Below are 23194 nucleotides of genomic sequence, written 5' to 3' on the forward strand. Positions count from 1 at the left end.
GGCTCTTCCCGCGACGGGGTTCAGTCGGTGGCGCGGCGGGCGCGTTCGGTGAGGCGGCCCATGCGGGCGCGGGCGGACTCCAGTTGCTCGATGTCGTCGACGGCGGGGCCGTCCTCGGTGGCGAGTTCGGTCCACAGGTCGATCAGGGCGCGGCCGAGGGACAGGCCCTGCCCGGGGTCGCGTACGGCACGCCAGGCGGTGGCCGCGCTCTGGACGTTGCCGTAGGCGCCCTCCGTGTCGTGCGCGCGGTGGCGGATGTCGGCGAGGTCGAGGGAGAGGTGGAAGGAGCGGACCGGGTCACCGGCCAAGTAGGCGATGTAGGCGGTGAGTTCGCGCAGCCGCAGTACTTCGGGGTGGTCGGGTCCGAGGGCGCCGGCCGCCTCGTCCACGGTCCGCTCCGCCAGCCCCGCCGCCTCCTCGATCCGGCCCGCCTTCACGGCCTCGTTGATCAGCGCCATCGACTCCGCGAGAAACGCGAGACCTTCACCGGCGGTCACCAGCGGATCGTCCCCGAGCACGGCCTCGGCCACCGCGTCGAACCCACGGGCGGGCGTCGGCTTGGGGTCCGGTTCGGGGGCGGTGAGTACCAGGTCGGGGATGGGGGCCGGTGCGGGAGCGGGTTGGGGGGTGCGCTCAGCCTTGAAGGGAAGTGGCTCCGCGGTGAAGGGAAGCCGCTCCGCGGCGACCGGCGGTGCGTCCGCGACCGGCGGAAGCGCGGGCAGGGCCTGCGGCGGAGCGTCCATGCTCGGCGGCGGGCCGAACTGCCCCGTCGGGGGCTGGACGGAGCCGAGCGGTGTGCCGGTCTGTGCGGAATCCGGTACGGCGGGCAGGGGGAACGTCGGCGCGGTCTCCCCCGCCGGCTCGGGCACCGCCCGCAACGGGAACGTCGGGACCACCTGCCCCGCCGCCCCTCCCTCCGGTTCCGGCACCGCCCGCAGCCGGTGCGTCGCCGGGTCACCGCCCGGAAGGCGGTCCTCCCGCTCCGGCTCCGGGTGCCGCTCCGCCGCTACGACCGCTGCGGGCGCCGACGCGGGCGGGAGCGCAGAAGGAAGCGCGGGCGGGAGCGCGGGCTGCGGCGGAGGAAAGCCCGCCGGAGCGCCCGTGCCCGGGGGCGTCGCCGCGATCTCGCCCACCCCTGCCGCGCCCCCCGTCGCCCGCGGCTCCGCCGTGAAGTGGGTGGAGCCGTCCAGCTCGATCTGGAGGGGGACGACGTAACCGATGCGGTCGTCGTGGATCGTGGCGTGGACGGGGTGGCCGGTGGCCGTGGCGATGCGGTGGAGGTGGGTCAGGACCACCTGCTGGACCTCCTCGCCCGGGGGCACGGTGACCGGCACGCCGCCGATCGACGCTCCGCCCGCGCCCGGGCCGTCCACGGGGACGCGTACCTCGAAGGGTGACGCCGCGGGTGCCGAGCGTGCCGCTCGCTTCTGTTCCCGCTTCTTCTCGCGGCTGAGTCGAGACATCGGTTCCCTCACTCGCATGCGCCGGAGGGCCGGCCGGCGCTCCCCAGCGTCAAGATCCGTTCGTACGCGTACTGTTGAGTCTCGCCGTTCCCTTCCGGTTCTCAGGTCACCGCGACGTCACAGCCTCGTCCCAGGAGTTCCCGGACCCGTCGCGCCCGTTCGGAGGCCGTGAGGGTCCGGCGGGGCCACGAGGGAGGAGCTCGGTCATGCAGACAGGTGGACGGCAGGGGCCGGAGATCTGGCTCCGCGGACCGGTGGACGACGGTCCACGCGCGGGCACACCTGCGGCGCCCGGGCGCGTCTCCAGTATCCCCGCCTCCCCGCGCCGCTTCTCCTGGGTCGCCACCCACGGCGGCGCCGGCGTCACCACCCTCACGGCGGTCTACGGCGGTCAGGACTGCGGACGCGACTGGCCCGGGCCCGAGGACCCGCCGTCGGTGCTGTTCGTCGCACGTACGCACGCGGCCGGGCTGGCGTCCGTCTCGCGGGCCGTGGAGGCGTTCCGGCGCGGTGCGGCACCGGCCGGGCTGGACCTCGACGCCGTGGTCCTGGTCGCGGACGCGCCGGGGCGGCTGCCGCGCGAGCTCGCCACGTACGTCAAGGCGATCGAGTCGGTGATCGACGTGTACCGGGTGCCCTGGGTACCGGCCTGGCGGCTGGGCGATCTGAGCGGTGAACCGCCCCGCGAGACCGAGGCGCTGATCCGGCTCACGCGGGCGGACCGGCTTCATCGCTGACCCTCGCGCACCCGGGCGGCCGACGTCGGCCCCCATGGACAAGTAATTGCGCGCGCATATAATGCAGACAGCTATAACACCCGTGCGCCGACTATCTCTGGGGGACCCATGACCCGCCGTTTCCTCTTCGTCCTGGGCAGCGCCCGCGCCGACGGCAACACCGAACTGCTCGCCCGCCGGGCCGCCGAACAGCTGCCCCCGGACGTCGAGCAGGAGTGGATACGCCTAGCCGAGCACCCGCTCCCCGACTTCGTGGACCTCCGGCACGACGGCCCCGTACAGGCGCCCACCGACGACAGCGCCACACGGCTTCTCGACGCCACCCTCGCCGCGACGGACATCGTGATCGCCTCGCCGGTCTACTGGTACTCCGTGTCCGGCCTCACCAAGCGCTACCTGGACTACTGGTCCGGCTGGCTGCGGGTCCCCGGCGCCGACTTCAGGGCGACGATGGCCGGCCGCGCCCTCTGGGGCGTCTCCGTCCTCGCCGAGGAGGAAGAGATGGTCGCCGATCCGCTGATCGGCACGCTCAGCAACTCGGCCGCGTACATGAAGATGCGCTTCGGCGGGGTCCTGCTGGGCAACGGCAGCGACCGGGGCGACGTACTGAAGGACGAGCGGGCACTGGCCCGGGCGAAGACGTTCTTCGCGCGGGAACCCGCTCTCGCCCGCTTCCCGCACGAGACCGAGAACTGACCGAGCCCTACGCCGTGATGTCCTTCGCCGTGAACCTCGCCCAGGCCGCCGAGCCGAACACCGCCGCGTACAGCACCTGGAGGCCGAGGTTCTTCACCAGGTCGTCCCAGTAGACCGGGTCGCGCATGAGGTCGGCGAAGGACAGCCAGTAGTGGGAGAAGAAGTACGGCTGGAGCGCGTGCAGTTGGGGGATCTGGTCGAGGATCTGGATGGTGATCAGCAGGCCCACGGTCGTCGCCATGGCCGCGATGCCGCTGCTCGTCATCGTCGAGATGAAGAGCCCCAGGGCCGCTACGCCGATCAGGGAGGCGGCGACCACCAGCGCGATCAGCAGGGCCCGGCCCAGTCCGTCCGCGAAGCTGATCTGGGTGCCGGAGATCGTCGTCAGGTCACCCAGCGGAAAGAGCAGGGCCCCGACCGTGAGCGCCGAGAGGGCCACGACCAGGGTTGCCACCAGGCAGAACGTCATCACCGTCGCGTACTTGGTGAGCAGCAGTCGGGTGCGGCCCGCGGGGGCGACCAGGAGGTAGCGCAGGGTGCCGCCGCCGGCCTCGCCGGCGATCGCGTCGCCCGCGACGACCCCGATGGCCATGGGGAGGAAGAACGGGAGGGTCGCGGCCAGGGCGGTGAACACCAGGAACAGGCCGTTGTTGGTGATCTGCGCGATGAACGCCGGTCCCCCGCCGTCCCCGCGCCCGGGCCCGGACCCGTCCTGTGTCTCCAGTTTGACCGCGATGCCGACGAGGATCGGCACGGCGGCCAGGACGCCGAGGAGTGCGAGGGTGCGCCAGCGGCGGAATGTGGTCACCAGCTCGCTGCGCAGCAGTCCGAAGGTCCACAACGGGCTGACTCTGCGCAGCACTTCAGCCTGCGACATCGAAGCCCTCCCCCGTGAGCGCCACGAACGCGTCCTCCAGGGAGGCCCGTTCGACGCCGAAGCCGCGGACGCGGACCCCGGCGGTCACCAACGCCTTGTTCACCTCGGCCAGTTCACGGTCCGGCGGCTCGGCCGTCACCCGCTCCTCGGTCACGACCACGTCCGCCAGCCCCTGTTCCTTCAGCACCCGTGCCGCGTCGCCGGGGTCGGGGGTCGTCACGAACAGCCGCCCCCTGGTCCCGGCCGCCAGCTCGGTCACCGAACCCTGGGTGATCAGTCTGCCCTGGGCCATCACCGCCGCGTGGGTGCAGACCTGCTCGATCTCGTCCAGGAGGTGGGAGGAGAGGAAGACCGTCGTGCCGTCCGAGGCCAACTCCCGGATCAGGGAACGGATTTCGCGCATGCCCTGCGGGTCGAGGCCGTTGGTCGGCTCGTCCAGGACGAGCAGCTTGCGGGGCTGGAGCAGTGCGGAGGCGAGGCCCAGCCGCTGCTTCATGCCCAGGGAGTAGGCCTTGGCCTTCTTGCCGGAGGCCGCCGTCAGGCCGACCCGGTCGAGGGCGGCGGCGACGCGGGTCCGCCGGGTGCGCGGGTCGGCGGTCGGGTCGGCGGCGTCGTAGCGCAGGAGGTTGTCGCGGCCTGAGAGGAAGCCGTACAGAGCGGGGCCCTCGATCAGCGCGCCGACGTGCGGCAGGACCGTGCGGACGGATCTCGGCATGGGGCGGCCCAGTACTCGGGCCGTGCCGGAGGTGGGTTCGATCAGGCCCATCAGCATGCGGATGGTGGTGGTCTTGCCGGAGCCGTTGGGACCGAGGAAGCCGAAGACGCTGCCCGCCGGGACGGCCAGGTCGAGACCGTCCACGGCGAGCTGTCCGCCGCGGAAGCGCTTGGTCAGGCCGCGGGTGGCGATGATGCCACCACCACCCGCGTCCGCCTGTTCCGTCTGCTCAGCGGACGGTTCGTCCATCGGCTCCCTCAATTCGCGTGCCCCACAGGGTACTTGCCTACTTCGCCGCGTCGGCCGCCTTCACCAGCGCGCTCTTGGTGACCGCGCCGACGTAGACCTTGCCGTTGTCCGTGACCAGGGCGTTGATCAGCCGGGTCGAGTAGACCGTGCCCGAGCCGAAGGAGCCCTTCACCTGGTCGCCGAGCGAGCTGAGGAAGCCGCCGAGGTCTCCGCCACCGGACGAGGAGCCGGACGGGATGCCCTGGCCGCCGGTGTCGAGGACGGCGATGGAGTTCCAGCCCTTGCCGATGACCGTGGGATCGGCGGCGCCCTTGCCGAGACCCTTGTCCGCCTTGTCAGTCTTGTTCGTCTTGTCGTTCTTGCCGAACGGGGCGGAGTGGTCCGGGGTCGCCTTCGCCGCGCTGTCCTCCGTGGTGACCTTCGCGCCCTTGGGCGTCTTGAAGTCGAAGGTGGAGGCGGCCGGCTTGGCGAGGCTGAGCTGGGTGAAGCCGACGTCGACGACGGCCGCGCCGCCGCTCGCCGGGGTGAGCGTGAACTTGAGCGGCAGGCCGGTCTTCGCATCGACCGCGATGCTGATCGCGCCGACCGTCGTGCCGGACTGCTTGGGCTTGATCAGCAGTTTGTAGGCGTCGCGGCCCGCGACGTGCTCGGTGCCGTCGACCGTGACCGAGGTCGTGTCGTCGACCGACTTCAGCGCCTCGTCGGTGAGGCCCTTGGGCGTGGCCCTGGTCTCGTCGCTCTTGGAGGTGTCGGCGGAGGTCGTGCCGTGGAAGACCTCGTTCGACTGGCTGTCGTAGCCCCAGACGTCCTTGCCGTTGTGGATGAGGCTGTACTCCGCCGCGTTCTCCAGGAGGGAGACCTTCTGCTTGTCGGGGCCGTCGGCCGCGACGCGCAGGGTGTGGGTGCCGGTGGCCAGCTCGGTGAGCTTGGCGGTGGGGTCGGCGGAGGAGCCGTCGCCGGACTTCGTGGCGCCGGACAGCATGCTGCTCTCCAGGCCGCCGAGGTCGGGCAGCCCGAGGTCCGTGCTGATCTTCACCGTGCCGGACAGCTGCTGGACGTCCGACTTGGCGACCTTGTCGAGGAGCTGCTGTGCGGTGATCTTCGGGAGATTCGGGTCGCCGGAGTCGGCGAGCGCCGGGACCAGTCCGATGGTCGCCGCCGCCACCCCCACCACGGTGACCGGGACGATGTACCGCGCCGCCCTGCGCCGCCCGGCCCGGAGCTCGTCGGCCTCTCCGGTGTCCGTGCTGTCGTCGGTTTCGTACGGTGCCATGTCTGCCTTACCTCCGTCGTCGGCGGCGGCCAGTCCGTCCTCTACGCGTCCCACCCTGTGCCGCCATTCTCACCCGAATCGGTGAGGAGTGGTGATTTCCGTGTTCTCCATCTGACCAAATCCGCGAGGGATAAGCGTCAGACCCCGGAGCCAACTCCGCGTACGCCTGGGGTATGACACGCGGCGGCGGCACCTCCTCGAAACCCCTAGGGGAAGGGGCCGCCCGCACAGGGCAGTTGACCGACATCGAGTAGAAATCATCTTGAATCCGTACATATGGGTGGCAGCACACCGCATCGACCGAAGGGGTCGCCATGCATACCACCCAGCACCTCACCGGATACGCGGTCACGGGCGCCGCGATCCTGACCCTCACGCTCGCCGGATGCGGAAGCGGCGGCAGTGGAAGAAGCGGTGGCTCGGCCGGCACTCCGGCCGCGGTCACCACCGGGACGACCCTCATGACCGCCAAGGTCGACAAGGTGGGCACCGTCGTGACCGACAGCAAGGGGTACGTCCTCTACCGCTTCGACGCCGACTCGATCCACCCGACGAAGGTCACTTGCTACGGCACCTGCGCCGCGGCCTGGCCCGCCGCGACCGCCAAGGGCTCCGTCACGGTCAAGGGCATCGACAAGAAGCTCGTCTCGACGGTCAAGCGCTCCGACGGGACCTCACAGCTCACGCTGGCAGGCCGGCCCCTCTACCGGTACGCCAAGGACGACCAGCCCAGGGAGGCCTACGGCCAGGGCGTGGGCGGCACCTGGTGGGCGGTGACGCCCACCGGAGCGAAGGCCACGGCCGCCACCTCCTCCGGCAGCACGGGAGGGAGCGGCTACTGAACGGGCTCAGCCCGCGCGGTGCACCACCGCGTCGCACATCTCCAGGAGGGCGACCTTGGCGTCGCACTCGGGAAGCGGGGCGAGGGCCGCGCGGGCGTCCTCCGCGTAGCGGACGGTATCGCGGCGGGCCTGCTCCAGGGCCGGGTGGTCACGGAGCCGGGAGATGGCCTCGGCGAGGCGGGCGTCGTCCGTGAGGTCGGAGTCGAGGAGTTCACACAGGGCGATGTCCTCGGCGAGACCGAGGCGGTCCGCCCGCTCCCTCAGCCGTAGCACCGGCAGGGTGGGGATGCCCTCGCGCAGGTCCGTGCCGGGGGTCTTGCCGGACTCGTGGCCGTCGGAGGCGATGTCCAGGACGTCGTCGGCGAGCTGGAAGGCGACGCCGAGCCGCTCGCCGTACTGGGTGAGGACGTCGACCACGGTCTCGTCACAGCCGGACATCATCGCGCCGAACCGGCAGGCGACCGCGACCAGGGAGCCGGTCTTGCCGCCGAGCACGTCGAGGTAGTGCTCGACCGGGTCGCGCCCGTCGGACGGGCCTGCGGTCTCCAGGATCTGGCCGGTGACCAGGCGTTCGAACGCCTCGGCCTGCACCCGCACCGCCTCCGGCCCGAGGTCGGCCAGGGTGTGCGACGCGCGCGCGAAGAGGAAGTCGCCGGTGAGGACCGCGACCGAGTTGCCCCAGCGGGTGTTGGCGCTCTCCACACCCCGGCGCACGGCCGCCTCGTCCATGACGTCGTCGTGGTAGAGCGTGGCGAGATGGGTCAGCTCGACGACGACCGCCGAGGGGACGACCCCCGGCGCATAGGGATCGCCGAACTGTGCGGCGAGCATCACGAGGAGCGGCCTGAACCGCTTCCCGCCCGCGCGCACGAGATGCTGGGCGGCCTCCGTGATGAAGGGCACCTCGCTCTTGGTGGCTTCGAGCAGACCCTCCTCGACTGCCGCCATTCCGGCCTGGACATCGGCTTCCAGAGCCTGGTCCCGCACGCTCAGCCCGAACGGCCCGACGACGGTCACGAGGGGTCTCCTGTCTGCTGGTGTCCCTGGGCGGTCACACGGATTGTCGATAGGTCGCTGCCATCACTCAAGTCAGCGTATCCGGTCGGCTTTCGATCACCCATGCCGCCCACCCCGTCCACCCCGGGCGGTATCGGATCACGACCGGTATGTTTTTGATCACCTGATAAGAACGGATATTTATCGATTTAGGTGGGAGCAGTGGATCGTGTCCCGCACCGCCCTTGAGGCCGAGCCCGCCGACCTGCCGCCTCCCGTGGACGGCCACGCCTTCTTCGGCCAGCCGAAGGGGCTGCTCACGCTCTCCGGTCTTGAGGTCTGGGAGCGTTTCTCGTTCCTGGGCATGCAGGCCGTCCTCGTCCTGTACTTCGCGGATACCGTCGCGCACGGCGGCATGGGCATGTCGTCCGGAACGGCCGCATCCGTATCCGCAGCCTACGGAACGCTGGTCCATCTCGTCTCGGTCGCGGGCGGCTGGCTCGCCGGCCGCATCCTCGGCTCGTACCGCGCGGTGCTCTGGGGCGGTGTCCTGATCGCCTGCGGGCACTACGCGACGGCGGTCCCCACGGCCACCATGACCTGGGCCGGCCTCGGCCTCATCAGCGCGGGCACCGGCCTGCTCAAGCCCAACGTGGCCACCATGGTCGGCAAGCTCTACCGCACCGACGACGACCGCCGTGACTCCGGTTTCGCGCTCTACTACATGGCGATCAACATCGGCGCCTTCGCGGGCCCGCTGATCACCGGCCGGCTCGGCGACCACGAGGGCTGGCACTGGGGCTTCTCGGCCGCCGCGATCGGCATGACCTTCGGCCTGATCCAGTACGTCGCCGGACGGGGTCACCTCGCCGGCCGCCGGGTTCGCACTCGCACCGGACGCGCTGCGCCGCGCGGTGCGGCTGATCGCCGCAGGAATCCTGGCGGCCGCCGTGCTCGCGACCGGCCCGGCAGTCGCCGGACGGCTGACGATGGGCCGCTTCGTCGACCTGCTCACGGTCGTCTCGGTCGTCGCGCCCGTCGTGTACTTCGCGGTGATGTTCACGAGCCCGCGCGTGACCCCCGAGGAACGTGGGCGGCTGCACCCGTACATCGTGCTGTTCCTGGCCTCCACCGTCTTCAACTTCATCCTCTTCCAGGCCTATTCGACGATGATGCTGCTGGCCGCGTCGAACGCCGAGACGACCATCCTGGGCTTCGACTTCCCCGCGAGCTGGTACGCAAGCGCGCTCGGCACCTTCGAGGTCGGGCTCGCGCCCGTGGTCGCCGCGCTCTGGGTCCGCATGGGCCGCGGCCAGCCGCACGCCTCCAACAAGATCGCGATCGGCGTCGTCCTGGGCGGCCTGTCGTTCCTGCTGATGGTGCTGCCGACCGCCGGGCACGCGAACGACGACTACCTGATGTCGGCCTGGTGGATCGTCGGCTCGTACTTCCTGCTCGGCCTCGGCGACATCCTCCTGGAGACCTCCGGCATGCCGGCCACCACCAAGCTCGCCCCGGCCTCCTTCTCCAGCCAGACCATGTCCCTCTGGTTCCTGTCCCTCGCGCTCGCGAACGGCATCCAGGCCCAGACGGTGAAGCTCTACGACGACGTCTCCAAGCCGGCGTACTTCGGCGTCAACGGCGCGATCGCGGTGGCCGCGGGCCTCGCCGTGATGGCCTCCGCGCCCTGGCTGCGCCGCACCATGCACCCGGTCCACTGAACCCAGGGGTCCCCTCATGCGCATCCGTACGTCCTTCCCCCACGAGACGGCCCACGAGGACATCCGCATCCCGATGTCCGACGGGACACGGCTCTACGCGCGCGTCTGGCGCCCGCTGACGGACGAACCCGTACCGGCGCTCCTGGAATACCTCCCGTACCGCCTGACCGACTGGACGGCGCCACGTGACGCCCAGCGCCACCCCTGGTACGCGGGCCACGGTTACGCCTCCGTCCGGGTCGACGTGCGCGGCCACGGCAACAGCGAGGGCGCGCCCGGCGACGAGTACGACGCGCAGGAACTCGCCGACGGCGTCGAGGTCGTCGACTGGCTTGCCGCGCAGCCCTGGTGCACCGGCAAGGTGGGCATGTTCGGCATCTCCTGGGGCGGCTTCAACTCCCTCCAGATCGCCGCCCTCGCCCCGGAGCCGCTGAAGGCGATCGTCACCGTCTGTTCGACCGACGACCGCTACGACAACGACGTTCACTACATGGGCGGTTCGGCCCTCGCCGTCGACCTGCACGCCTGGGCGGCCACCATGCTGGCCTTCGTCGCCCGCCCGCCGGACCCCGAGTACGCGGGCCTGATCTGGCGCGACATGTGGCTCAAGCGCCTGGAGCGGATCGATCCGTTCATCCACACCTGGCTGGCCCACCAGCTCCGCGACGACTACTGGAAGCACGGCAGCATCTGCGAGGACTACGGCGCGATCCGGGCCGCCGTCCTGACGGTGGGCGGCTGGCACGACCCGTACCGCGACACGGTCCTGCGGCTCGTCGAACACCTCCCGCCGGAGCGGGTACGCGGCCTGATCGGGCCGTGGTCCCATCAGTACCCGGACCGAGGTCTGCCGCCCGGCCCCGCGATCGGCTTCCTCCAGGAGACGCTGCGGTGGTGGGACCACTGGCTGAAGGGCATCGACACCGGAATCATGGGAGAGCCTCCGCTGCGGGCCTACGTCAGCGACTCGCATCCTCCGGCCACGGTCTACGACACCCTGCCGGGCCGTTGGGTCGGCGAACCCGCGTGGCCCTCGCCGCACGTGAAGACGACGACGTACGGCCTCCGGGGTGCGCCCGTTCCGGTCCGCTCCCCCATGCACACCGGTGTGGACGCGGGCCGTTTCTTCCCGTGCGGGAACGACGCCGATCTGCCGCCGGACCAGCGGGACGAGGACGCGCGGTCGGCGTGCTTCGAGTTCGAGGTGCCGGCCGAGACGTGGGTGCTGGGGCGGCCGAGGGTGCGGCTGCGGCTGACGAGCGAGGTGGAGCGCGGGCAGGTCGTCGCCCGGCTGTGCGATGTCGCCCCGGACGGTTCCTCGACGCTGGTCACCCGGGGTGTGCTCAACCTGTCGGCTCGGCACGGGCGGGACCGGGCGGTGCCGTGGACTGCGGGTGCCGCGGAGGACGTGACCTTCGAACTGAACGGCATCGGGCACGCGTTCCCGCCGGGCCATCGCATCCGGCTCGCGGTGTCGTCGGCGTACTGGCCGTGGATCTGGCCGCAGCCGGAGTCGGGGGCGGGGTTCACGCTGGATCCGGAGGGGAGTGCGCTGGAACTTCCGGTACGGGAGCAGGAGTTGGGTTCCGCTGTTCGGTTCGACGAGCCCGAGGAGGCCGCGCCCATCGGGGTCAACCACCCGGCCACGCTGGACGAGCCGCGGCCCGAGCGGCTGGTGGTGCGGGATGTCGCGAAGGGTGAGTGGCGACTGGAGGTGGATCCCCGGTACGGCGGCACGCGTGTGTATCCGGACGGGCTCGAGTTCACCGAGGACGCGCTGGAGACGTACACGATCGACGAGTCGGATCCGCTGTCCGCCCGTACGCGGTCCGACTGGACGATCCGGCTGCATCGGCCGGAGCTGGGATGGGACACGACCGTGCGGACGCGGTCGGAGATCACGTGCGACGAAACGGACTTTATTACCTCGAACGAGGTGATCTGCACCGAGGGCAGCGAAGTGATCTTTCACCGTACTTGGGAGAAAAGGATTCCGAGAACCGCCAGTTGAGGATGAATGCCCGATTTGCCGCTCTTAATCCTGCCGTGAGTTGGGTCACGTATTTCTGTGCGTGACCCGCGTCCCGGTTCGTTCGTGTTTCCCCTTGCGGAGATTGACAGTTGAACCTTGGCTCACGCAAAGGATCAAGTGCCCCATACGTCTCAGACCAAGGTCAATAGGGGTTAGGTGTGATTCCGCCACTTGTTCCGGACATGTGCTCTCGCATAGTTTCCCGGCCTGTCGAGCGGAACGCCGAATCCTGCCGCCGCCCGGCATCCCAGTCACGAACTTCTCGCACGGCAGGAGCGGGGGACCCAGGTAAGTCGCCGGACCGGTCGCTGCGACCGGGACGGCTTGGGGTTAAGTCACGTCCGTGAGGGCGCGGCCGGGCACCTCCCAGCCCGAACCCGACAGCTCACCTCGCAGGCGACGGAGAGGAACCTCGTCATGCCTGCATCCGCTCAGTCCCGCCGCGCCCGACTCGTCCGTACCCTCGCCGTCGCCGGCACCGGTGCCGCGATCCTCGCCCTGCCGATCGTCGGTGCGAGCACCGCGTCGGCCGCCACGACCTCGTCGACCACGGTTGCCGGGTACCCCAACACCCTTGACGGGTGGATCCGCGAGTCGCTCGCGATCATGGCGCAGAAGGGGATTCCGGGGACGTACAACGGGATCTACCGCAACGTGATCCGCGAGTCTTCCGGCAACCCCTACGCGATCAACAACTGGGACTCCAACGCGGCGGCGGGTACTCCGTCGAAGGGGCTTCTCCAGGTGATCGACCCGACGTTCAACGCGTATCACGTTGCCGGGACTTCGTTCGACCCGTACGACCCGGTCGCGAACATCACGGCTGCCTGCAACTACGCGGCGGCGGTGTACGGGTCCATCGACAACGTTTACGGGGCTTACTAGAAACGTTGGATCAGCCACGACGGGTTGTGTTTTGAGTGCAGCGCCGTCGTGGCTGGTCGCGCAGTTCCCCGCGCCCCTAAAAGACTTCGCCGAGGAGTCTTTCCAGGACCACGGCGATGCCGTCGTCCTCGTTCGACCTCGTCACCTCGTCCGCCACCGCCTTGAGTTCGGGGTGGGCGTTGGCCATGGCCACCCCGTGGGCCGCCCAGTCGAACATCGGGATGTCGTTCGGCATGTCGCCGAAGGCGATGGTGTCGGAGGGGTGCAGCCCCAGGTGTCGGGCGGCGAGGGCCAGGCCCGTCGCCTTGGTGATGCCGAGTGGCTGGAGTTCGACGGTGCCGGGGCCCGACATGGTGACCGAGGCCAGAGAACCGACCACCGAGCGCGCCGTGGACGCCAATTCGTCGTCCTCCAGGGCGGGGTGACGGAGCAGCACCTTGCTGATCGGTTCGGACCACAGGTCGTCGCGCCTGCCGACCCGTACGGCGGGGAGCGTGGGGTGCGGCATCAGGTAGCCGGGCTCGATGAGGGTGAGGCCGTCCACTCCGTCCTGGTCGACCGCCGCGTACACCTGGCCCACCTCTGCCTCGATCTTGCCGAGCGCGGTCTCCGCCAACTCCCGGTCCAGGGTGACCGACCAGAGCAGACGGTCCGCGCCGGCGTCGTACAACTGCGCGCCCTGTCCGCACACCGCGAGCCCCCTGCTGCCGAGGTCTTCGAGGAGCGGTCGCACCCTCGGGGCGGGCCGGCCGGTGACGACCAGGTGCCGGGCGCCGGCCGCCGCGGCCCTCGCGAGTGCGGTGCGGGACCGGTCGGAGAGTGTGTCGTCGCCGCGCAGCAGCGTTCCGTCCAGGTCGGTGGCGATCAGTGCATATGCGAGGGGTGCGGCCATGATCAGAGAATACGGATGGAACGCCCCACCGACTCGACACGAACCGGACGGCTGCTGCCTTCACATACGTTGACCCGAGTTCCGGTTGGTTTGACAGTTACGGCGGTCATGCCGAGTCCCGGATCACCAGTTCGGTGGGCAGGATCACGCCCGCCGTGTCCTCTCCGGCGATCTGGGCCAGGAGCATCCGGACCATTTCGGCGCTGATGCGGTCGTAGGGCTGGCGCATGGTGGTGAGGGCCGGGGTGATGGCGGTGGCCGCCGCCGAGTCGTCGAAGCCTCCGACAGCGATGTCATCCGGGACCGAACGGCCGGATTGCTGAAGGGTGTTGACGACTCCGAGGGCCATGAGGTCGGAGGCCACGAACACCGCGTCTATGTCGGGGGCCCGGGTGAGGAGTCGGCGGGCCGCTTCCTCGCCTCCCGTGCGGCGGTAGTCGCCCTCGACGACGAGGGTCGGGTCGTGCGGGAGGCCCGCCTCGGTGAGGACGTCCCGGTAGCCGGCCAGGCGGTCGGGTCCGCCCGGCGCGTCGAGCGGGCCGGTGACCATGGCGATGCGGCGTCTGCCCCGGGAGATGAGGTGGCGGACCATCTCCTGGGCGCCGTCGCGGTCGGCGGCGGCCACATAGCTGTACTTGGAGGCGGGGCCGAGCGGTTTGCCACAGGCCACCAACGGGATGCCGGCGTCGCGGAGTTCGGCCGCGACCGGGTCGCCGCTGTGGTTGGAGACCAGGAGGACGCCGTCCACGTGGCCCGAGGTGATGTATCTCGTGAGGCGGCGGCGGTCGTCCCTGGAGGAGGCCAGCATCAGGAGCAGGGGGATGTCGTGGCGGGCCAGGTGTTCGGTGCAACCCCGCAGCAGGACATTGAAGTTGGGGTCCTCGAAGAACTTCTCCTGCGGCTCGGTGAGGAGGAACGCCACCGAGTCCGACCGTCCGGTGCTCAGGGAGCGGGCGTGCCGGTTGACGACGTAGCCCGTCTTCCTGATCGCCGTCTCCACGGCGGTGCGGGCGGCCGGTGAGACGTAGTGGCCGCCGTTGAGGAAACGGGAGACGGTCCCCCGGGAGACGCCTGCCTCCCGGGCCACGTCGTGGATGGTGGGCGGTTTGCGGCGTCCGTTCGGACTGGTGGTCATGGTCCTCGTTCTGCGGGTTCAGTGGGGGGAGTTGGTGCTCGGTGCCTGCCTCACGCCTTGACCGAGCCGCTCAGCAGGTCCAGGGACCAGAAGCGCTGGATCACCAGGAAGAGCGCGATCAGCGGCAGGATCGCGAGGAAGCAGCCCATGATGACCAAGGTGTAGAGGGCGGGTTGGGAGGCGCCCTGGTTGAGCAGGGTGTAAAGGCCCAGCGTGATCGGGAACTTGGTGTCGTCCGCGAGCATCACGTACGGCAGCAGGAAGTTGTTCCAGATGCCGACGAACTGGAACAGGAACACCGTGATGAGCCCCGGCATCATCATCGGCACCGCGATCCGCGAGAAGATCCGCCACTCGCTCGCGCCGTCCATGCGGGCGGCTTCGAGGAGTTCGGCGGGCACCGAGGCCGCCGCGTAGATACGGACGAGGTAGACGCCGTAGGGGGAGAGGATCGACGGGAGGAGCATCGACCAGTACGAGTCGGCCAGGCCCAGCTTCGACAGGAGCAGGTACTGCGGGACGGTCAGCACGATGCTCGGGACGAGGACGCCGGCGAGCATCAGCTTGAAGACGAACTCCCGGCCGCGGAAGGCGAATCGGCCCAGCGCGTAACCGCCGGCGGCCGAGACCGCGGCCGACAGCAGGGCGCCGCCGCCCGCGTAGAAGAGGGAGTTGACCATCCACTGCCAGTAGATGCCGTTCCGGTAGGAGCTCAACTCCTTGAAGTTGTCGAGGAATCCGGTGCCGGGGGCGAAGGTGAAGGTGGAGAAGAGCTCGCCGTGGCCCTTGCTGGCCGCGATGACCACCCAGGCCACGGGGATCAGGCAGTACAGCGAGCCGAGGATCAGCACCAGGGTCGGCACCCACGCGGTGCGCTTGGGCCTGGTGTCGGCGGCGGTGAGGGTGAGGGGGGTCATGCCCGGTCCTCCCGGGTGTAGCGGTCGGAGACGCGCAGCAGGGTGAAGGAGAGCGCGAAGGTCGCCAGGGCCAGCACCACCGCGGTGGCGGAGGCGCCGTAGATGTCCGACCTGAGGAACGCGGCGTCGTAGATGGCCATCAGCGGACTCCAGGAACTGGAGAGGCCGTTGGTCAGCGGCTTGAGCGCCATGGGCTCGGTGAAGACCTGGAGCGTGGCGATGACCGAGAAGAAGAAGGTGAGCACGAGGGAGGGCAGCACGATCGGGATCTTGATCCGCAGGGCGATCTTCAGGTCGGAGGCGCCGTCGATGCGGGCGGCCTCGTAGATCTCCTGCGGGATCGAGCGCAGGGCCGTGTAGATCACGATCATGTTGAAGCCGGTGCCGCCCCACACCGCGATGTTCGCGAAGGACAGGTACAGGTTGCCGCCGTCGAACAGGTCCGGCTGCGGGAGGTTGAACTCGCGCAGCAGGTAGTAGAAGGGGCTGACCGTCGGGAGGTACAGGAAGCCCCACATCAGGGCGGCGATGATGCCGGGGACGGCGTACGGCAGGAAGATCGCGAGCCGGGCGAACTTGGCGCTGCGCGCCTGCGGGGTGTCCAGCATCAGCGCGAAGACCAGGGCGAGACCGAGCATCGTGGGGATGACGATCAGGCCGTAGCCGAAGGCGCGCAGGACACTGTGGCCGAACTCGGAGTCCTCGAAGACGGCGGTGTAGTTGCCGATGCCGTTCCACACCTGTTCGCGGGCGCCCTTGCCGAGGCCGATGCCCTTGACCTGGACCTTGTGGAGACTGAGCCACACCGCGTACCCGATCGGTACGACGGTGAAGGCGGCGAACAGGAGCAGGGCCGGTACGAGGAACCAGTACGGCGCGCTGCGGCCACGACGGCGGAGGCGGCGGGGGCGGACGGTGGTGGCGGTGCCGTCCGCCAAGGGCCCGGCCGTCAGGTCGGAGCCCTTGAGCGGAGTGCTGGTCATGCCTCGGTCACCTTGAAGCCCTGCTTCTTCATGTCGGTGAAGGTCGCCGACTGCATGGTGGCGAGCGCGGTGTCGAACTGGGCCGCCTTCTTCGCCTTGGTGGCGTTGCCGAACGCGTCGTTGAAGGTGTCGTAGGCGACCTGGACGTTCGGGCCCCAGGCGGAGGCGGCCGTCGTCGCGGCGATCTTCGCGGCGGTGTCGTAGAAGTCGGTCTGGTTCGGGAAGAACGCGGGCGGGGTGAGCACCGAGCCGGACTGGCCCTTGGTGGCCGCCGGGTAGATGGCGACCTCCTTGACCAGCGCCGCCAGCGCCTCCGGGTCGGTGTTCAGCCAGGCCGCGAACTTGGCCGCGGCCTCGGCGTGCTTGGAGTCGGTGGAGACACCGGTGGATGAGCCGCCCCAGCTGCCGGTGACGCTCTCGCCCGCGCTCCACTGCGGCAGCGGGGCCATGCGCCACTTGCCCTTGGTGTCGGGGGCGGAGCTGACGAGCACACCGGGCGCCCACACGGCGGAGACCCAGGCGATGTTGGTGCCCTTGTTCAGCGCGTTGTTCCAGGCCGGCGTGTACATCGGCTGGTTGTCGATCACGCCCTCCTGGACGAGCCCGCCCCAGAAGTCCGCGACCTTCTTGGTGGCCGCGTCGTCGATGCCGACGGTCCACTTGCCGCCGCTGCCCACGGTCCACCACTTGGCGCCGGCCTGCTGCGCCAACCCGGCGAACAGACCGGGGTCGTTGGAGGAGAACGTCGTCAAGTAGGCGTTCGGAAGTGCCTTCTTGGCGGCGCGGGCGGTCTTGGCGAAGTCGTCCCAGGTGGTGGGGACGGTCAGGTTGTGCTGCTTGAACAGGTCCTCGCGGTAGAAGAACATCAGCGGGCCGGAGTCCTGCGGTATCGCGTAGACCGCGTCGGTGCCGAGCGTGACCATGCTCCAAAGGCCCTCGGCGAACTCGGACTTGGCGGACTTCGCGTACTTCGAGATGTCGGCGAGGACGTCGTTCGAGACCAGCGTCGGCAGCGACTGGTACTCGACCTGGATCAGGTCGGGGGCGTTGCCCGCCTTCTTCGCGGTGATCAGCTTGGAGACGATGTCCTTGCCGGCGGCCTGCTTGGAGACGGTGACCGTGATGTCCGGGTTCTTCTTGTTCCAGATCGCGGCGACCTTGTCCATGTTCGGCGCCCACGACCAGTAGGTCAGCTTGACGGGCCCGCTGCTCTTGCCGGAGTCGTCGTCGGAACCGCCGCAGGCGGCGAGGGTGCCGGTGAGGCCGACAGCTGCTGCCCCGGCAAGGATGCTGCGCCTGCTGAACTGGTGGCGGTGGATCGACATCTTCATCTCCCCTGACTGAGTGCGAGCCTGTCCACGGCTCTGTGACCGTGCACAGTAGAGAATTGTTTCGGACCCTTGTCAATGGGTGCCGCCTGGGGTTACCTACTTGTTGCTGATGGGTGGGAACCGCGACCACCTATGTGCACGATCACAGAAACAGCCGTCAATTTCGGGAGTGAACCCATGCCGTCCCCCGTCCCGTACGACCGTCTGCCGCTCGCCTTCGGAGGTGACTACAACCCCGAGCAGTGGCCGCGGGAGGTCTGGGAGGAGGACATACGGCTCATGCGGGAGGCCGGTGTCACGGCGGTCTCCCTCGGCGTCTTCTCCTGGGCCCGTCTTGAGCCGCGCCCCGGCGAGTACGACTGGGAGTGGCTGGACACGGTGATCGGCCTGCTGCACGGCGCGGGCATCGCGGTGAACCTCGGCACACCGACGGTCGTACCGCCGGCGTGGTTCTACCGCGCGCACCCTTCCGCGCTGCCGGTGACCCGCGAGGGCGTGCGCCTCGCCTTCGGCTCGCGCGGCGCGATCTGCCACTCGAACCCCGACTACCGTGCGGCGGCGGCCACGATCACGACGGCCCTCGCCGAGCGCTACGGCAGCCACCCGGCCGTCGTCCTGTGGCACGTCCACAACGAGTACGGCGCCCCCGTCCTCGCCTGCTACTGCGACACCTGCGCGGCGGCCTTCCGGGGCTGGCTGCGTGAGCGCCACGACACCCTCGACGCCCTCAACCACGCCTGGGGAACGGCCTTTTGGGGCCAGCAGTACGGCGACTGGGAGGAGATCACCCCGCCCCGCGCGACCCCGTCCGTATGCAATCCCACCCAGCAACTCGACTACCACCGCTTCGCCGACGCGCAGGCCCGCGCCAACTTCGTCGCCGAGCGGGACATCCTGCACCGCCTCTCCCCCGGCGTGCCCGTCACCACCAACTTCATGGTCGCGCCGAGCCAGGGCCAGACCGTCGACTACTGGGCCTGGGCCAAGGAGGTCGACCTCGTCACCAACGACCACTACCTGATGACCGACGGCCGCCGCACCCATGTGAACCTGGCGCTGGCGGCGGACCTGACGCGCTCGGTGGCGGGCGGGGGTCCGTGGCTGCTGCTGGAGCACGCCACGTCGGGAGTCAACTGGCAGCCGTACAACCCGGCGAAGCGCCCCGGCGAGATGGCCCGCAACTCACTCGGGCACGTGGCGCGCGGCTCCGAGGGCGCGATGTTCTTCCAGTGGCGGCAGTCGCAGTCCGGCGCGGAGAAGTTCCACACCGCGATGCTGGCGAACTCCGGTACCGACAACCGGGGTTGGCGCGAGGTCACGGACCTCGGCCGACGCATCGCCGGCCTCGCCGATCTGCGGGGCACACGGACGCGCGGTGACGTGGCGATGGTGTGGTCGTGGGACTCCTGGTGGGCACAGAGCCTGGAGTGGCGGCCGAGCCAGGACCTGGACGCGCGGGAGCGGTTGGATTCGTTCTACGAGGCGCTCTACGACCGGCACCTGACGGTGGACTTCCTGCCGCCGACGGGTCTGGCCGACCTGGACCCGGCGCGGTATCCGCTGCTGGTGGTACCGCAGTTGTACTCGGCGCCGGTCGGGGTGGGCGCCGATCTGGAACGGTATGTGTCGCGGGGCGGCACCCTGCTGGTCTCCTTCTTCTCCGGGATCGTCGACGAGAACGACACCTTGCATCCGGGCGCGTATCCCGGGGCGCTGCGCGACGTACTCGGCCTGACCGTCGAGGAGTTCGACCCGTTGCTGCCGGGCGAGACGGTGGCGGTGCGGGGTGCGGACGGGTCGTCGTACACGGCGGATCTGTGGTCGGAGGTCGTGATCCCGGGTGCGGGCTGCGAGACGGTCGCGGTCTTCGCGGACGGCCGTACGGCGGGAGGGGCGGCGCTGACGCGGCACGCGGTGGGGTCGGGGGCGGCGTGGTACCTCGCGACGCGGCTGACCGGTGCCGACCTGGCCGCCGTGGTGGACCTCGCCCTCGCGGACGCGGGCATCACACCGGTCGACCTGCCCCGCGATGTCGAACTCGTCGTACGGGAGGGCGAGTCGGGGACGTTCCGCTTCGCGGTGAACCACACCGGGAGCGAGGTGAAGGTGGTGCTGCCGGACGGGAGCCGGGCGGCGGTACCGGCGGGCGGGGTGGAGGTGTTCCGCGACCCGCGCTGACCTCCGCTCGACCCGTTTGCTTCTTCGGCTCAACTCGCTTGTTTCTTTGGTTACTTGGTGAAGGGAAGCTCTGTGATGCGCAGACGCAGTGTTCTTACGGCGGCGGGTGCGGCGGCACTCTCGATCCCGGTGCTGTCGGCAGCGCCGGCTGTCGCCGCCGACCGGCGCCGCTTGGAGATCCGGGGGATGGACATCTCGTCCCTCCCCAAGGACGAGGCCTTCGGCGCGGTGTACCGCCGTGCGGACGGCCGCCGGGACGATCCGATCCGCATCCTCGCGGATGCCGGGGTGACCCACGCCCGCCTCAAGGTCTGGGTGAACCCGGCCGACGGCTACAACAACAAGCAGCACATCCTCCCGCTGGCCAAGCGGCTGCGCCGGGCCGGGATCGGCATCTGGATCGACTTCCACTACTCCGACACGTGGGCGGACCCCGCCCACCAGACCAAGCCGGCCGCCTGGGCGGACCTGGACGTGGCGGGCCTGACGAGGGCGGTCTACGACCACACCGCCGACGTGCTGGGCTCGTTGCGCCGCCAGGGCACCCCGGCGGACCTGGTCCAGATCGGCAACGAGATCAACGGTGGCCTGCTCTGGCCCACCGGCAAGAACTGGGGTGACGACGCCGGGGGTTGGGGCAACCTGACGGCGTTCCTGAAGGCCGGCCTGACCGCCGCCCGCGACACGACACCGCGCATCCGCACGATGCTCCACATCGCCTCCGGCGGCGACAACGGCACGTCCCGCTGGTGGTACGACAACGTGGTGGCCGACGGGGTCGACTTCGACATCATCGCCCAGTCGTACTACCCGTTCTGGCACGGCGCCCCGGCGGCAGCAGCGGCCAACTTGGCCGATCTGGCTGCGCGTTACGACAAGCCGGTGCTGATCGCGGAGACGGCGTATCCGTTCACGCTGGAGAGCGAGGACGCGACGAACGACATCATGTACGACCCCTCGCAGCTCACGGAGGGCTACCCGGCGACCCCGGCGGGCCAGGCGGCGTGGCTGCGCACGGTGGCGGACCTGATGGTGGATGTCCCCGGTGGAAAGGGCCTCGGCTACTGCTACTGGGAGGGTGTCTGGACGTACCGCAAGGGCGACGGCTGGGACCCGACGGACCCGACGTCAGGCAACGCGTGGGAGAACCTGGCGCTGTTCGACTTCGACGACAAGGCGCTGCCGGGTTTGAAGACGCTGGGCCGCTACCGGTCGTAGAGCTACTGGAAGGAGCTCCGGGTTCTGGAACTGCGGTGCAGCAGCGTCCGGGCCCGGGCCGCGTCCTCCGCTGCCTCCTCCTCACCTCACCCAAAAAAAAGTGGGTCACTTCCCCGCCGAACCGTCACACCTCCACAACCCCTCGCCCCGGGACCGGCCTGGCATGTTCACCCCCGAACAACGCGACCGCACCCGCGCCCGACTCCTCGCCCGCGCCGAAGCCGACGACTCGGTCGTCGGCTTCGCCTTCACCGGCTCGCATGCCACCGGCGACGGCGACCGCTGGTCGGACACCGGACGTCGTGCCGGCCGTCCGATGCGAGGTCGCCGAAGCCGCAGAGCAGTGGACGGCGTGGATCCACGACGAGTTCGCCGCCCGGCACCACCGGAACCTAGGTGCGGGTGGCGCGAGCGTCATCCGGGTCCGCCCGACCGCAACACACTCATCGGCTTCGCCTGGCACCACGTCCTGCGCGACCGCATCTGTATCGAACGCGACCGCGCATGGCAGGCGGCGCACTGGATCAACGCCCTGCGCGATCGGCTGATCGCCCTGGCCTGCCTGCGCCTCGACCTCCCGACCGCCCACTCGAAGGGTGCCCGCCTCCTCCCGGACGAGGTGACCACCCCACTGGAGTCGCCCCTCGTCCGCTCCCTCACCGCACCGGAACTCCGCCGCGCGCTGAGCGCGACGGTCACCGCGGCGATGGCCGAACTGGACCTTTCCGCCCCTGAGTTGGCGCCCCTCCTGCGCCCGATGCTCCTGGAGCTGACGCAGGGCAGCGATAGAAAAGAGAGCTGACAGCTCGTCAACTACCCGTGCGCCGCCGCCAGATGCTTCGCCAGCCGCGGTGACGCGAACTCCGTCCCGCACACGAACCGCATCACCGGCCCGTACGACGACGCGGCCGGCAGCCCCGTGAAGTACACCCCCGGCACGGACGACACGTACCCGGCACCGAGCTTCGGCGTACCCCGGCTGACCGCGAGCTGAGTGCGCAGCTCGTGCCCCAGGAAGTCCATCGCCGCGATGTCGACCCGATAGCCCGTCGCCGAGATGACGTGGTCGGCGGTGAGCTGCTCGGTACCGCCGCGGTGCGTGGCGACCGTCAGGACCGGGCTGCCCGCCTCCGCATCCGCCCTTACGATCCGGTCGACCTCGCTGACCTGCACCTTCCCCTCGAACCGCTCCCGCAGCCACCACGCACCGAGCGGACCGAGCACCCCGCGCACCAGGTAGTGGCGGGTCCCCTCGGGGAGGTAGCGGTACGGCTGGGGGTAGTAGCTCAGCGCCCACAGCGACCAGGCGCGCCCGAAGGGGGACTCCGGGCGCAGCTTCGGCTGGTCCCACGGCGCCGCGCCGAACGCGACCCGGCCGTGCCCGCGCGAGACGATCCGGACCTGCGCGCCCGCCTCCGCCGCGAGTACTGCCGTCTCCAGCGCGGACTGGCCGGCGCCGACGACGATCAGTTCCTTGCCCTTGAACCCGCTCAGGTCGTGGTGCTGGGAGCTGTGCGAGACGGGACCGGTGAGGACGGGGCCGTCGGCCGCCGCTGCCGCCAGCTCGGGCGGGAGGTGGGCCAGGCCGTACAGCCCCGTTGCCACCACGACCGCGCGGGCCGTGAACAACTCACCCGAGTCCAGCTTGAGTTCGAAGCCGCCGCCCTTGTTCCGGTCCACCGACACGACCCGTACCCGCTCCAGCTCGGGCACCAGCTTCTGCTGGAACCACTCGCCGTAGCCGATGAAGGTCTCGATGGGGATGATGTCCTCGTCGGTGACCAGGCGGGGGATGCCGGCCGCGTCGCAGTAGTCGACGAGGTTGTGGCCGGGTTGCGGGGCGTCGAAGTTGGAGGCGGCCGGGGTCGACTTCAGGAGCATTCCGGCCGGCATGTGGTCGCGCCAGCTGACCATGGGCTCGCCGAAGACACGGACCGGGATGCCGCGCGCCCGCAGATGCGCGGCGGTGGACAGGCCGAACGGGCCGGCGCCGATGATTGCTACCGGTTGAATCACGAAGTCCCTCCCCAGGACGTCAATTCGCCACTTCGTGC

At 70.0% G+C, this 23194-nt stretch carries 19 protein-coding genes, 1 pseudogene and 1 riboswitch; of the genes and pseudogenes, 9 read left to right on the forward strand and 11 right to left on the reverse strand.

Going from position 1 to position 23194, the window contains the following annotated elements; genetic code table 11:
* Positions 1 to 20: 20 nt before the first annotated feature.
* Positions 21 to 1463: a tetratricopeptide repeat protein gene (locus AB0I51_RS08765; protein ID WP_362972779.1), complete on the reverse strand. Its 1443-nt coding sequence runs from the start codon at positions 1461 to 1463 to the stop codon at positions 21 to 23.
* A gap of 206 nt (positions 1464 to 1669) precedes the next feature.
* On the opposite strand from AB0I51_RS08765, the gene AB0I51_RS08770 reads away from it, so the two are divergent.
* Complete coding sequence (locus tag AB0I51_RS08770; RefSeq protein ID WP_362972781.1) at positions 1670 to 2200, forward strand: hypothetical protein; 531 nt, start codon at positions 1670 to 1672, stop codon at positions 2198 to 2200.
* 108 nt (positions 2201 to 2308) lie between these two features.
* Complete coding sequence (locus AB0I51_RS08775; protein ID WP_362972783.1) at positions 2309 to 2896, forward strand: NAD(P)H-dependent oxidoreductase; 588 nt, start codon at positions 2309 to 2311, stop codon at positions 2894 to 2896.
* Positions 2897 to 2903: 7 nt separating this feature from the next.
* On the opposite strand, the gene AB0I51_RS08780 is transcribed toward AB0I51_RS08775, so the two are convergent.
* Genes AB0I51_RS08780 through AB0I51_RS08790 form a run of 3 tightly spaced genes read right to left on the reverse strand, consistent with a single transcriptional unit; the run spans position 2904 to position 6010 of the window.
* Complete coding sequence (locus AB0I51_RS08780; protein ID WP_362972785.1) at positions 2904 to 3773, reverse strand: ABC transporter permease; 870 nt, start codon at positions 3771 to 3773, stop codon at positions 2904 to 2906.
* Positions 3760 to 4737, reverse strand: a complete 978-nt coding sequence (locus AB0I51_RS08785) for an ABC transporter ATP-binding protein (RefSeq protein WP_362972787.1) — start codon at positions 4735 to 4737, stop codon at positions 3760 to 3762. Before AB0I51_RS08785 ends, AB0I51_RS08780 begins: the two co-directional genes overlap by 14 nt.
* Before the next feature lie 37 nt (positions 4738 to 4774).
* Positions 4775 to 6010, reverse strand: coding sequence for a sigma-E factor regulatory protein RseB domain-containing protein (locus tag AB0I51_RS08790; RefSeq protein WP_362972789.1), 1236 nt, complete (start codon positions 6008 to 6010; stop codon positions 4775 to 4777).
* A gap of 314 nt (positions 6011 to 6324) precedes the next feature.
* On the opposite strand from AB0I51_RS08790, the gene AB0I51_RS08795 reads away from it, so the two are divergent.
* Positions 6325 to 6852, forward strand: coding sequence for a hypothetical protein (locus AB0I51_RS08795; RefSeq protein ID WP_362972791.1), 528 nt, complete (start codon positions 6325 to 6327; stop codon positions 6850 to 6852).
* 6 nt (positions 6853 to 6858) lie between these two features.
* Here AB0I51_RS08795 and AB0I51_RS08800 read toward each other — a convergent pair whose 3' ends face one another.
* Positions 6859 to 7869, reverse strand: coding sequence for a polyprenyl synthetase family protein (locus AB0I51_RS08800; RefSeq protein ID WP_359608956.1), 1011 nt, complete (start codon positions 7867 to 7869; stop codon positions 6859 to 6861).
* 208 nt (positions 7870 to 8077) lie between these two features.
* Between AB0I51_RS08800 and AB0I51_RS08805 the strand changes: the two are divergent.
* From AB0I51_RS08805 to AB0I51_RS08815, 3 genes and pseudogenes are all read left to right on the forward strand, one after another.
* A pseudogene (locus AB0I51_RS08805) lies at positions 8078 to 9569 on the forward strand (peptide MFS transporter).
* Positions 9570 to 9585: 16 nt separating this feature from the next.
* On the forward strand, positions 9586 to 11580 hold the full coding sequence (locus tag AB0I51_RS08810) for a CocE/NonD family hydrolase (RefSeq protein WP_362972793.1): 1995 nt from the start codon (positions 9586 to 9588) through the stop codon (positions 11578 to 11580).
* 231 nt (positions 11581 to 11811) lie between these two features.
* Positions 11812 to 12013, forward strand: a riboswitch (cyclic di-AMP (ydaO/yuaA leader).
* Between the two features lie 5 nt (positions 12014 to 12018).
* On the forward strand, positions 12019 to 12486 hold the full coding sequence (locus AB0I51_RS08815) for a transglycosylase SLT domain-containing protein (protein WP_362972795.1): 468 nt from the start codon (positions 12019 to 12021) through the stop codon (positions 12484 to 12486).
* 76 nt (positions 12487 to 12562) lie between these two features.
* On the opposite strand, the gene AB0I51_RS08820 is transcribed toward AB0I51_RS08815, so the two are convergent.
* From AB0I51_RS08820 to AB0I51_RS08840, 5 genes are all read right to left on the reverse strand, one after another.
* On the reverse strand, positions 12563 to 13378 hold the full coding sequence (locus AB0I51_RS08820) for an HAD family hydrolase (protein ID WP_362972797.1): 816 nt from the start codon (positions 13376 to 13378) through the stop codon (positions 12563 to 12565).
* Between the two features lie 106 nt (positions 13379 to 13484).
* A complete protein-coding gene (locus AB0I51_RS08825) occupies positions 13485 to 14513 on the reverse strand; it encodes a LacI family DNA-binding transcriptional regulator (protein WP_362972799.1) in 1029 nt (342 codons plus the stop codon).
* Positions 14514 to 14563: 50 nt separating this feature from the next.
* Positions 14564 to 15430, reverse strand: a complete 867-nt coding sequence (locus AB0I51_RS08830) for a carbohydrate ABC transporter permease (RefSeq protein ID WP_362972801.1) — start codon at positions 15428 to 15430, stop codon at positions 14564 to 14566.
* Positions 15427 to 16413: a sugar ABC transporter permease gene (locus tag AB0I51_RS08835; RefSeq protein WP_362972803.1), complete on the reverse strand. Its 987-nt coding sequence runs from the start codon at positions 16411 to 16413 to the stop codon at positions 15427 to 15429. Before AB0I51_RS08835 ends, AB0I51_RS08830 begins: the two co-directional genes overlap by 4 nt.
* Positions 16410 to 17744 (reverse strand): substrate-binding domain-containing protein, encoded by a 1335-nt coding sequence (locus AB0I51_RS08840; RefSeq protein WP_362972805.1) that lies wholly within the window; start codon positions 17742 to 17744, stop codon positions 16410 to 16412. The genes AB0I51_RS08835 and AB0I51_RS08840 overlap by 4 nt, the downstream gene beginning before the upstream one ends.
* A 177-nt stretch (positions 17745 to 17921) precedes the next feature.
* Between AB0I51_RS08840 and AB0I51_RS08845 the strand changes: the two genes are divergently transcribed.
* The 3 genes from AB0I51_RS08845 to AB0I51_RS08855 all read left to right on the forward strand — a co-directional run bounded on the left by AB0I51_RS08845 (position 17922) and on the right by AB0I51_RS08855 (position 21942).
* Entirely contained in the window at positions 17922 to 19922 is a 2001-nt protein-coding gene (locus AB0I51_RS08845; RefSeq protein ID WP_362972807.1) for a beta-galactosidase, read from the forward strand.
* Positions 19923 to 19997: 75 nt separating this feature from the next.
* Positions 19998 to 21140 (forward strand): arabinogalactan endo-1,4-beta-galactosidase, encoded by a 1143-nt coding sequence (locus tag AB0I51_RS08850; protein ID WP_362972809.1) that lies wholly within the window; start codon positions 19998 to 20000, stop codon positions 21138 to 21140.
* A 163-nt stretch (positions 21141 to 21303) separates the two neighbouring features.
* Entirely contained in the window at positions 21304 to 21942 is a 639-nt protein-coding gene (locus AB0I51_RS08855) for a hypothetical protein (protein ID WP_362972811.1), read from the forward strand.
* A gap of 11 nt (positions 21943 to 21953) precedes the next feature.
* Here AB0I51_RS08855 and AB0I51_RS08860 read toward each other — a convergent pair whose 3' ends face one another.
* Positions 21954 to 23156 (reverse strand): NAD(P)-binding domain-containing protein, encoded by a 1203-nt coding sequence (locus AB0I51_RS08860; protein WP_362972813.1) that lies wholly within the window; start codon positions 23154 to 23156, stop codon positions 21954 to 21956.
* Between the last annotated feature and the right edge of the window lie 38 nt (positions 23157 to 23194).

It is taken from the genome of Streptomyces sp. NPDC050549 (assembly GCF_040655035.1).
Classification (GTDB): domain Bacteria; phylum Actinomycetota; class Actinomycetes; order Streptomycetales; family Streptomycetaceae; genus Streptomyces.